Genomic DNA, 10315 nt, shown 5'->3' with positions numbered 1-10315 from the left:
GAATCTTACGACTCGTTGGTCACTTCGTTTCATTGAAACCTAATTTGAAGCTATTGCTTCTAATTGGATTATCATCAACGAGTGCCCACACAGATTGATAGGTTTACATTGTTAAAGAGCGTTCTTCTTTGTGACCTAAGTCACTTGGGAAGAGGCGGCCATTCTAACGAGATAACTGAGAGTGTCAAACACTTTTTCAAATTTATTTCATTTTTCTTACTGGCCTGCTAACTGGCTTGTTTTACTTTAGAAAACCTTGCCGTGTCAGCGAGGTGGCATTATAGAGATCACCATCACATTGGCAAGTACTATTTAAGAAAAAATGGAAAAATAACGTCTAACAGGCGAAACTTCACTCAAAGGCTTATTTATCCCTATTTAGTCAAAGCTATCAAACAGGTTATCCACAGAGTTGTTAAATTTGAGCCGAAATTTAAGCATAGTACAAAGCAGAAAAGCCGCACCTGCGACTTTTCTTTACTATAGCTTTTAAGAAAGTTTAGATACCTGAACCATCTTGCTCGTTATCTTCTTCGTGAAGGCCACATTCTCTTTTTAGGCCGAAGAAACGCGTTTCTTCTTCTTTCATACCTGGTTCCCACTTACGTGTAGTATGAGTATCACCTACGGATAAGTAACCTTCATCCCATAGTGGGTGGTAAGTTAAACCATGTTGTTCGAGGTAGTAATGCACCTCTTTATTTGTCCAATCTAAAACGGGTAAAAATTTGAATACGCCATTTTGAATGGAAAGAATAGGCAAGCCAGCTCGTGATTCTGACTGTTCTCGTCTTAAACCTGAAAACCAAGTTCCTACATTCAGCTCATCCAGTGCGCGACGCATTGGTTCAACTTTGTTGAGTTTGTTGTATTGCTTGATCCCTTCGACACCTTGCTCCCACAGTTTTCCGTAACGAGCTTCTTGCCACTGAGGGCTCTCTTTTGCTCGGTACACTTTTAGGTTGAGTGATAGCTTGTCTTTAAGCTCATCAATAAATCGATAAGTTTCATCAAACAAATAGCCGGTATCTGTCAAAACAACAGGAATATCTGGTTTCTGTTCGGTAACAAGGTGCAACATTAGAGCGGCTTGTATACCGAAACTCGACGATATGATGTGTGTACCTTCTAGGTTTTCAAGCGCCCATTTTACGCGCTCTTGCGCTGTGAGTGATTCAAGCTCTACATTGATTTCCGCAAGGCGTAGACTTTGCTGCGCCTTGGTCAATGTTTTAAGCTCTTCTAACTCCAAGCGCGAAGCGATGGAATTAAGCATAGAAATCCCTCTTTGAGATGATCACTTCTTCAATAATCCCAGCTCGAATGGTGAAATCACCAAATCCTTCGCCGGATTCTCTTTCATTGGCCCAACGTTCAACAAGCGAGTCAATCTCTTGTAGGATTTGCTGTTCAGTAATGTTCTCTTTGTACATCTTAGGAACTCTAGTACCTGAACGATTACCTCCTAGGTGCAAGTTGTAACGGCCAGGAGCTTTGCCGACTAAGCCAATTTCTGCCAGCATCGCTCGACCACAGCCATTTGGACACCCAGTGACTCTCAAAATGATGTTGTCATCTTTTGGTAAATCATGCTTTTCTAGAATGCCTTCTACGTCTGTAACAAACTCCGGTAAGAAACGTTCTGCTTCTGCCATCGCTAGCGGACAGGTTGGGAACGCAACACAAGCCATTGAGTTCTTGCGCTGTTCACTAACTCCGTCATCAATCAAGCCGTGATCTCGAGCGATTTTCTCAATCTTAGCTTTGTTAGTCTTACTCACACCCGCAATGATTAGGTTTTGGTTCGCAGTCATGCGGAAGTCGCCTTTGTGGATTTTAGCGATTTCTGCAACACCACTCTTAAGTGGTTTACCTGGGTAATCTAACAAACGGCCGTTTTCGATAAACAGGGTAAGGTGGTGTTTACCATCGATTCCTTCAACCCAACCGATACGGTCTCCTCGCCCAGTAAACTCATAAGGACGGCTATCAGCGAACTTAACGCCTGCGCGCTTTTCAACTTCGGCTTTAAACACATCTATACCAACGCGGTCTAATGTGTACTTAGTTTTTGCATTCTTACGATTTGAGCGATTGCCCCAATCGCGTTGGGTCGTGACTACTGCTGCGGCTACGTCTAATGTTTTGTCTGCTGGGATAAATCCAAAATCATCAGCTCGTCGTGGGTAGGTCGCGGTATCGCCATGTGTCATTGCTAGACCACCACCGACTAATACGTTAAAGCCCACCAGCTTTCCATCTTCCGCAATCGCAACAAAGTTCAAATCATTGGCATGCACATCCACATCATTTTGTGGAGGGATCACTACCGTTGTTTTGAATTTGCGTGGCAAGTAGTTACTGCCTAAAATTGGTTCTTTATCTGTTGTTTCTAATTTTTCACCATCTAACCAAATTTCGGCGTAAGCCCGTGTTTTGGGCAGTAGGTGTTCACTGATCTTCTTCGCCCACTCATACGCTTCTTGATGGAACTTTGACTCTACTGGGTTACTAGTACATAAGACGTTACGGTTAACATCACCTGCAGTAGCAATACCATCAATGCCAATTTTATTTAGCGTTTGGTGCATAAACTTAATGTTGGGCTTAAGCACACCGTGGAACTGGAATGTTTGTCGGGTTGTTAGACGAATACTTCCATACGAGGTGTTCTCTGATGCAAATTTATCAATTGCCAACCACTGAGTTGGGGTTATTACCCCACCCGGCATGCGTGCGCGGAACATCACATTGTGCAGTGGTTCTAGTTTCTGCTTAGCTCGTTCGTTACGGAAATCTCGATCGTCCTGCTGATACATCCCGTGGAATCGAATCAACTGGAAATTATCGCCATTAAATCCACCTGTTATACGATCTTTGAGATCTGTCTCAATGGTGCCGCGTAAAAAGTTACTTTCTCGTTTTAGGCGCTCGTTATCAGATAGAGGTCCTAATACTTCACCCAATACTTCTTGTTTGTCGCTCATTAGTACACATCCCTTTGATAACGTTTTGCTTTGCGAAGGTTGTTGATAAATTCTTCTGCATCATCGCGTGACATTTTTCCTTGTTGCTCTGCCACTTCGACTAGTGCTTCGTGAACATCTTTAGCCATACGTGTTGCATCCCCACACACATAGAGGTATGCGCCTTCTTGTATCCACTGCCACACTTGCTCTGCTTGCTCTAGAATGCGGTGTTGAACGTAAACTTTTTCATGCTGATCGCGGCTGAATGCCACATCAAGCGATCCAAAATGCCTTGCTTAAGGTACTTTTGCCATTCAACTTGATAGAGGAAGTCTTGCGTGAAAGTTCGATCGCCAAAGAACAACCAGTTTTTGCCTTCCGCATCTCGGTTGTCACGCTCTTGGATAAAGCTTCTGAACGGTGCGATACCAGTACCTGGTCCAATCATGATCACTGGTGTGTTGTCATCTTCAGGTAATTTGAAGTTGTTGTTGTTCTCAACAAACACTTTGACTTCACCACCTTCTTCTAGGCGATGTGATAGGAAGCTTGAAGCGCCACCAAAACGTTTTTCTTCACCTTGGCCATACTCTACAACACCAACGGTTAAATGAACTTCTTCATCGACTTCAGTTTGGCTAGATGCAATAGAATACAAGCGTGGAGTAAGACGGCGCAGTAAACCTACGAGCTCTTCTGCTGATAGCTTGGTTTTCTTCTCCGACAGTACATCGATAACCTGTGTGTTGCCTGCGTATTCGCGCAGTTTGTCTTTTTCTTCCACCAGCTTTTGAAGCTTTTTGCTGCCTGACAGTACTGAGAATTTCTCTACCAACTGAGGGTTAGATGCTGTAATTTCATATTTACTTACGAGGGCGCTGTGAACGGAGAGACTCTCGCCATCTACTTCTACACTCTCTACACCAGACAAACCTACTTTCGCAAGAATCGCATTCGCGAGGTCTGAGCTATTTTCAAACCAAACGCCTAATGCATCACCTGGCTGATAAGTAATTCCAGACTCATCTAGATCGATTTCGATATGGCGAACATCTTTGCCAGAATCACGCCCCGTAATTTTTTGGCTGGTTAATAGCGTTGCCGTGTATGGGTTTTGTTTCGTGTATTGTGAGTGCCCCGCTGCCGCTTGTCCCACCGGTAGTTGAACAACTTCCGCTTCATTACCGGCTGATAACGCTTCTTTTACCTTAGCTAGCGCGTTTGCACGCCACTCGGCTGCTGGTGCTTCGTAATCAACATCACAATCAATTCGGTCGATAAATGAAGTTGCACCGAGTTTAGACAAGTACTCGTCAAAGTCTTTACCTGTTTGACAGAAGAACTCATAACTTGAATCACCAAGGCCTATCACACCGTATTGCAAGTTGGGTAGCTTCGGAGCTTTCTTTGATTGCAAGAATTCATGCAATTCGATGGCGTTATCAGGTGCTTCACCTTCGCCATTCGTCGAGGCAACCACGATGACATGCGTTTCTTTCGCAAGGTTTTTACCTTTGTAATCACTCGCATCAAAAAGTTGTACTTCGATACCTTGCTGCTTGGCTTCTTGTTCTAATGCTTCCGCAACACCTTTAGCGTTACCTGTTTGCGAGGCAAATATAATACTTAGCTTGCCCGCAGGTTTTGCTGCCACTGCCGCTGCAGCTTGATTAATTGGGGCAGATGCTGCCGCAGGCTGAGAATTAGCTAATCCCCAAAAATAACCACTCACCCAAGCGATTTGCTGAGGTGAAAGTTCCGATACTGTTTGTTGTAGTTGACCAAATTGTTGGTCATTCAGTGGGCTTGCCAGTCCGGCAAGCTCTGGTGGCGTAGTGTTAGACGACACTTTCTTTTGAGAAGACATAGTCACGACATCCCTATTCATTGCGTGACGATAGATTAACCACTCTCTCTAATAACAAGAAAGAATAGAAGAGAATGTTTTATAACATTTGGGATTAAAAAAACGCTTTTCTGATTAAACGTCTTCCACTCTCACCTGTTTAAAGCCTACCGCCATAGCTGATTTTGACGCTTGGTCGAGGTCTATATAGTGGCACTCTTCACCATGTGCATCTGTAAGCAATACGAAGCCACCCCTTGCGTGACGGAACTCTACGATCCAACTCCCTTCTTCTGCTGACGGCTCAATAATGGCTTCCACTAATTGGTTATCTCGGTAAAGACTTCTTAGTTCGTTAATCGTCATAAGATTCCATTCCCAATGCTCTTCCGAAGGTGATTTCGGTACAAATATTTCAAAACGAATGTCATAAAGGCATAACTTCGCTTAATAAAGCATGGACTAAGAAACGAAAAAGTGACAAATAGTTGATGGTTCTATAAAGAAGAAAAGAAGGGAAACGCTACGATTGAGCTTCGTTAGTATCAATGAGTGCTGTGAGTCTTAGTAACGCCATTCACCGCCTAAAAACCATCCATTTACAAAGACATAGGCAATATCTTTGCTCGGTGTCGGATTACTAAATTCTAAATCAATTACCCTGTACCCCCCTCTTAAAGCAAGAGTACTTTTATCCAGGTTGACCAAATACTGCATACCTGCCAACACATCGGCGCTTTTTATCCCTTTGCTATTACCGAAGTCAAACTGACCGATGATATCTAAATTTGTTTTAGGCACATAAATTTCAGCGTAGGCATACCAGTTATGAGTCAGCTCATCAAAGTCCAAACGAGTATTGCCGTTGTCTTTATCTAAATAGTGGCTGTTTTGATAGCTTGTTAATGTCAGTCCGGCATCGAAAGTCATCAGCTCCCGATCCAATAGATTGTAGTAAAAGGTAAAGTCGTACTTATCAAACGCAGTGTATTTTGCCTCCACCCAAGTGGAACGAACACTGACATGAGGAACAAAGCGGAGATCTTGCTCGATAGCGGCGTAAATAACGGGGGAGCCTCCATTATCTCGGTGCACATTGTCTACTTTCGTTTCAGCAAACCAAAAGTCAGCACCCACTTTTCCATTCCAAGACATTTCTGCCCTAGCGAATGTGGCGCTTAACAAAGTAACTGCTGACATTGAAGCTAATAGTGCGAATCTAACCATTTTATATCGCTCCCTGTTTTTTCACTGCTTTGAAAAACAAAAGTGAAAGAAATAGTAGCACAATATGCACATAGGTTAATCGCTAATTAAGTTCTCTTAACGAGCGCTGTGCACTACGTTCTTAAAGAACCAGATACCAACTGCGATTACAATTAGCCAAGGAATTAATTTTAGCACTGCGCCAGCCATACCCAATAGCAACATGACCAATAGTGCCAAGCCTGTTGCTGCAAATACTGTGAACATAGTAAGCCCAGTAACGAGTAGAGTCGCAACAAAAACCAGTACAAAGATCAGTTCTAACATAGTTTATCTCCTTTTTTATCTTTTGGAGATATTGCAGAAAGCTTGCCAACTTTCTCCACCCACATAAATCACTGATTTAATTAAAAATAATTAAACCTCAGTACTATAAAAACAAAAACGCCTCTTCAAGAGAGGCGAAATTAACCATGTTAATGGTATTTTTTACACACCCAGCTCTTTCGGAATTTTGGCCAGTGCAGTTTCGACCACTTCAATACCAGATCCCGGCTTGTGGGCATTTTCACTTATATATCTACGCCACTGTCTTGCACCAGGCATATTCTGGAATAACCCCAGCATATGGCGAGTAATATGACCTAAGTATGCTCCCTTTGAAAGTTGCTCTTCGATATAGGGATACATCGCTTTCACAACATCACTGCGTTTAACAACTGGCTTCTCTTTACCAAAGATACGCTGATCAACCTCTGCTAGAATATATGGGTTTTGATAGCTTCGCGACCAACCATCACGCCATCAAGGTGGTTCAAGTGCTGCAAAGATTCATCCAGTGTTTTTACACCACCATTTACCGCAATACTTAGGTGAGAGAAATCGTTCTTCAACTGATACGCGCGTGGATAATCCAAAGGTGGGATTTCTCGATTCTCTTTCGGACTCAAACCCGACAACCACGCTTTTCTCGCATGGATCGTAAATTGCTCACAGCCGCCTTTTTCAGACACTATCGTCACGAAATCTGTCAGAAACTCGTAAGAGTCTTGATCATCAATACCTATGCGGGTTTTCACTGTTACCGGTACATCTACCACTTCACGCATCGCTGCAACACAATCCGCCACCAGCTGTGGTTCCGCCATAAGGCAAGCACCAAATCGGCCATTCTGAACTCGATCAGAGGGACAACCCACGTTAAGGTTAATCTCGTCATAACCACGCTCTTGAGCAAGCTTTGCACATATTGCTAAATCTTGGGGGTTTGACCCACCAAGCTGCAAAGCAACTGGATGCTCTTCTTGATTGTACGCTAGGAAATCCCCCTTTCCATGAATGATCGCACCGGTCGTTACCATCTCGGTATACAGTAGGGTTTCATTCGTCAGTAACCTGTGGAAGTAACGACAATGTCTATCCGTCCAATCGAGCATAGGAGCGATGGAAAAACGGTTAGCGGCGTATTTCTGGGTGATGTCAGTGGTGGTCATGGTTTATCTCAATATTCATACTTTTTTAATGCTGTTCAAAAGTACAGCGAATTACCTAGAATGGCGTCTAATTCCTTTTAGCAGTCCCCCTATAGTCTCCCTAAAAGAGTAGGACGAATGGCAAGCTACTATATAGAAACTCGAAAGCTCAAAAATGGTGAATCCCGATTCAAGGTAACAATAGTCGTAAAAAAATCTTCGCGCATTATACACAGGGAATGCAAAACTCTAAAAAAGAAAGCACTCGCCAAGTCCTATGGTCTAAAAAGAGTGGCCGAACTAGAGGCCGAAGGTGCACTTAATCAAAAGAAAACAGTCTCCCTAGGAGAACTGCTCGATATGTTTATGAGTGACAGAGATTTATGGGCGAATACCGGACGAACCAAACGTTATGTGATTCAGCTTTTACGCGACTGCGATATTGCGAACATTGATTCAAACAGCCTTAAAACGAGTGATCTCATTGAGCATTGTAGAAATCGTAAATCTACAGGGGCTGGCGGTGCCACTATTTATCATGATGTGGCTTATCTGCGTTCGGTGATGAAGAAAGCAAAACCGGTATTCAATATCGCTGCAAACTACCAAGTGTTTGAAGAAGCGGTACCCGTTCTTATCGATATGAGACTAATAGGCAAAAGCCAAAAACGAACGCGACGACCCACGACCATTGAATTAGAAAAGCTTCGAAAGGGGTTGGAAAAACGGCAAAGCTTCCGGCCAAACGGTCCAACTCGTATTCCTTTTGTCGACATTCTAGAGTTCAGCATTCTTACTTGTATGCGTATTGGTGAGGTGTGCTCCATTCGTTGGGATGACTTAGATAAGGAGAATAAAACAGTAGTCGTTAGAGATAGAAAGGATCCACGGAAAAAAGCCGGTAATCATATGTTGGTGCCTTTACTAGGTGAATCTTTTGATATTGCGGTAACACAACCGAAGCGTGGTGAGCGAATTTTCCCATTTAACCCGCGCAGCGTAAGTACTGGGTTTCAAAGAGTCCGCAATGAATTAGGAATCCAAGATCTACGGTATCACGACTTGAGACGAGAAGGTGCAAGTCGGCTATTTGAGAAAGGTTACTCTAGTGAAGAGGTAGCGCAGGTGACTGGCCACAGGAATTTGAATGTGCTTTGGCAGGTATACACGCAATTGTTCCCGCATAAGTTGCATGAAAAGCAAGCTGGCAAAAATTAGAAGCCGAATCAAATTTAACAAAAACTTAACGTAAATTTTGATTACTTACTAGACATATCGAACAAAATGCTATCATTATATTGTTGTGGCGCTTTATTTTGTCTGGTAGCATCCATACCCGGCTGAAGCGTCACCCCTGAAAGTGTTTATTTGAACGCTGAGGAGAGGGGGATATGAAATGGAGTCTAACTATGGGTAATTTAATTAGAATGATTCTGGGTTTACCTAGCGCAAAGAAAGAAGGTAAAACGCAGAACTATCTGATAAAGCCTAAAATGAAAAACCCAGATTTAGTTGTGATGGATTACAACTCGTTTAGGGCCAGTAGTAAAGTAAAAGCACAAGTCAAAGCTGCAAAACAAGCTGTCCGAAGGACGTGACTTAACAAAAACATTCGAGAGGTGCATTCAGCACCTCTTTTTGTGTGTGATTGATAGGAAATCAACATGCCTAAACCATTTTCTCTCCTATTCGTTCTAGTTTTGTGTATGGCAGGATACTACCTACTAAATAGTATTCATCGATATCACTATTTTCTAAAAAGAAGTAATGGCTACCACACATTCTTGATATCTGCGATAGCTGGCTTTTCGGTTTGCGGGTTGTCGGTTGTTGTCTACGCTATTTTTGACTTGATCTTATGCTTACTAAGTAGGAGCTTTTCTTTAGGAGATTTCGTTTTAAATGAAATATTAAACCTAAATTCATCACATATAGGTGCAACCCTTTTTGACCTATGTGCAATTTCAGTAGCGATATGCATAGCAACTCCACTGATCACATACAGATTCGACCCCGATTACAAAGATTACGTGTTTTTGGAAGAGTTCGCAGAAGATGGAGAAAGTCCAGAGTTTAATCAGTTGTTCTTTCGTTCATACGAATTTGCATTACCAATTTTATTCACTATGTCGGATAGGAAAGTGTACATAGGATATGTCACTGAAATATATGCAAAACCTTTTAATGACGTCCATATTCTTCCGTTGTTAAGTGGGTATCGTGAAAGCTCAACACTAAAACTGAACCTTGTAACACCATATAAAGATATTCTTCACGATGTCGAAGACGAAACAATCAAAGAGGTCAATTTAGAAGCATTTACCGTAACTCTTCCACTGAGAGAGATTGTTCATGCCCATTTGCATGACCTCGAAAAATATCCAGACTTCAAGAAAGCTGAAAAAAATGCTGATTTTACTCAAGGAGACTCATACTACTTCAGTAACGATGTGTAATAACTGAGCTTGCAATAAAGTTAAGAAGTCAAAATATTACGAACTAGTTTTAGGTTTCTTGCTAAAACAACCGACACACATTATTCTTGCCGTCTAGGTCAGACACCGATTTTACAAGATGATGTTTGACCTCTCCTTTGTACGACAACAAATAGACTTTTCTATCCATGTACGCGCCAACTACGTAGTGATTTTTTGGAATGGTGCAAGCCACTTCTAAGCCTTCGTCTTCGGTACATAGACCAGTGATATACAGTATCTTTAGTCGTTGTAGGCCGATGATGTTATCGGCATCTAAAAAACCCACCAAAAGGCATTCGTTTGGTGTCACCATTTTTGAGTAACACACAAATTAGGCCATCACAC

At 42.4% G+C, this 10315-nt stretch carries 9 protein-coding genes and 2 pseudogenes; 3 read left to right on the top strand and 8 right to left on the bottom strand.

The window, feature by feature from the left end:
- Positions 1–499: 499 nt before the first annotated feature.
- The 7 genes and pseudogenes from BLO31_RS03310 to dusA form a co-directional block, all read right to left on the bottom strand.
- Positions 500–1276 (bottom strand): phosphoadenylyl-sulfate reductase, encoded by a 777-nt coding sequence (locus BLO31_RS03310; RefSeq protein WP_070962874.1) that lies wholly within the window; start codon positions 1274–1276, stop codon positions 500–502.
- Positions 1269–2987 carry an assimilatory sulfite reductase (NADPH) hemoprotein subunit gene (gene cysI, locus BLO31_RS03305; protein WP_070962873.1) on the bottom strand — a complete coding sequence of 573 codons (1719 nt, stop codon included), beginning with the start codon at positions 2985–2987 and terminating at the stop codon, positions 1269–1271. Before cysI ends, BLO31_RS03310 begins: the two co-directional genes overlap by 8 nt.
- A pseudogene (locus BLO31_RS03300) lies at positions 2987–4836 on the bottom strand (assimilatory sulfite reductase (NADPH) flavoprotein subunit). Before BLO31_RS03300 ends, cysI begins: the two are co-directional and overlap by 1 nt.
- A 114-nt stretch (positions 4837–4950) precedes the next feature.
- On the bottom strand, positions 4951–5181 hold the full coding sequence (locus BLO31_RS03295) for a hypothetical protein (RefSeq protein WP_070962872.1): 231 nt from the start codon (positions 5179–5181) through the stop codon (positions 4951–4953).
- 198 nt (positions 5182–5379) lie between these two features.
- Positions 5380–6042 carry a TIGR04219 family outer membrane beta-barrel protein gene (locus BLO31_RS03290; RefSeq protein WP_070962871.1) on the bottom strand — a complete coding sequence of 221 codons (663 nt, stop codon included), beginning with the start codon at positions 6040–6042 and terminating at the stop codon, positions 5380–5382.
- Between the two features lie 96 nt (positions 6043–6138).
- Positions 6139–6348 (bottom strand): envelope stress response protein PspG, encoded by a 210-nt coding sequence (gene pspG, locus BLO31_RS03285; protein ID WP_070962870.1) that lies wholly within the window; start codon positions 6346–6348, stop codon positions 6139–6141.
- 162 nt (positions 6349–6510) lie between these two features.
- Positions 6511–7514: pseudogene (gene dusA, locus BLO31_RS03280) on the bottom strand (tRNA dihydrouridine(20/20a) synthase DusA).
- A gap of 117 nt (positions 7515–7631) precedes the next feature.
- Here dusA and BLO31_RS03275 point away from each other — a divergent pair.
- From BLO31_RS03275 to BLO31_RS03265, 3 genes are all read left to right on the top strand, one after another.
- On the top strand, positions 7632–8711 hold the full coding sequence (locus tag BLO31_RS03275; protein WP_070962869.1) for a site-specific integrase: 1080 nt from the start codon (positions 7632–7634) through the stop codon (positions 8709–8711).
- A gap of 173 nt (positions 8712–8884) precedes the next feature.
- Positions 8885–9091, top strand: coding sequence for a hypothetical protein (locus BLO31_RS03270; protein ID WP_139158923.1), 207 nt, complete (start codon positions 8885–8887; stop codon positions 9089–9091).
- Between the two features lie 66 nt (positions 9092–9157).
- A complete protein-coding gene (locus tag BLO31_RS03265) occupies positions 9158–9949 on the top strand; it encodes a hypothetical protein (RefSeq protein ID WP_070962867.1) in 792 nt (263 codons plus the stop codon).
- A gap of 61 nt (positions 9950–10010) precedes the next feature.
- On the opposite strand, the gene BLO31_RS03260 is transcribed toward BLO31_RS03265, so the two are convergent.
- On the bottom strand, positions 10011–10298 hold the full coding sequence (locus BLO31_RS03260; RefSeq protein ID WP_139158922.1) for a hypothetical protein: 288 nt from the start codon (positions 10296–10298) through the stop codon (positions 10011–10013).
- Between the last annotated feature and the right edge of the window lie 17 nt (positions 10299–10315).

The organism is Vibrio sonorensis, assembly GCF_001854765.1.
GTDB lineage: Bacteria > Pseudomonadota > Gammaproteobacteria > Enterobacterales > Vibrionaceae > Vibrio > Vibrio sonorensis.
Note: the sequence above shows the minus strand (reverse complement) of the source record. Positions and strands in the feature narration are given on the sequence as shown.

Excerpts from the sequence above, each read along its gene's own strand:
- pspG (WP_070962870.1), bottom strand. The coding sequence starts at position 6,348 with ATGTTAGAACTGATCTTTGTACTGGTTTTTGTTGCGACTCTACTCGTT.
- BLO31_RS03275 (WP_070962869.1), top strand. The coding sequence starts at position 7,632 with ATGGCAAGCTACTATATAGAAACTCGAAAGCTCAAAAATGGTGAATCC.
- cysI (WP_070962873.1), bottom strand. The coding sequence starts at position 2,987 with ATGAGCGACAAACAAGAAGTATTGGGTGAAGTATTAGGACCTCTATCT.
- BLO31_RS03295 (WP_070962872.1), bottom strand. The coding sequence starts at position 5,181 with ATGACGATTAACGAACTAAGAAGTCTTTACCGAGATAACCAATTAGTG.
- BLO31_RS03310 (WP_070962874.1), bottom strand. The coding sequence starts at position 1,276 with ATGCTTAATTCCATCGCTTCGCGCTTGGAGTTAGAAGAGCTTAAAACA.
- BLO31_RS03290 (WP_070962871.1), bottom strand. The coding sequence starts at position 6,042 with ATGGTTAGATTCGCACTATTAGCTTCAATGTCAGCAGTTACTTTGTTA.
- BLO31_RS03270 (WP_139158923.1), top strand. The coding sequence starts at position 8,885 with ATGAAATGGAGTCTAACTATGGGTAATTTAATTAGAATGATTCTGGGT.
- BLO31_RS03265 (WP_070962867.1), top strand. The coding sequence starts at position 9,158 with ATGCCTAAACCATTTTCTCTCCTATTCGTTCTAGTTTTGTGTATGGCA.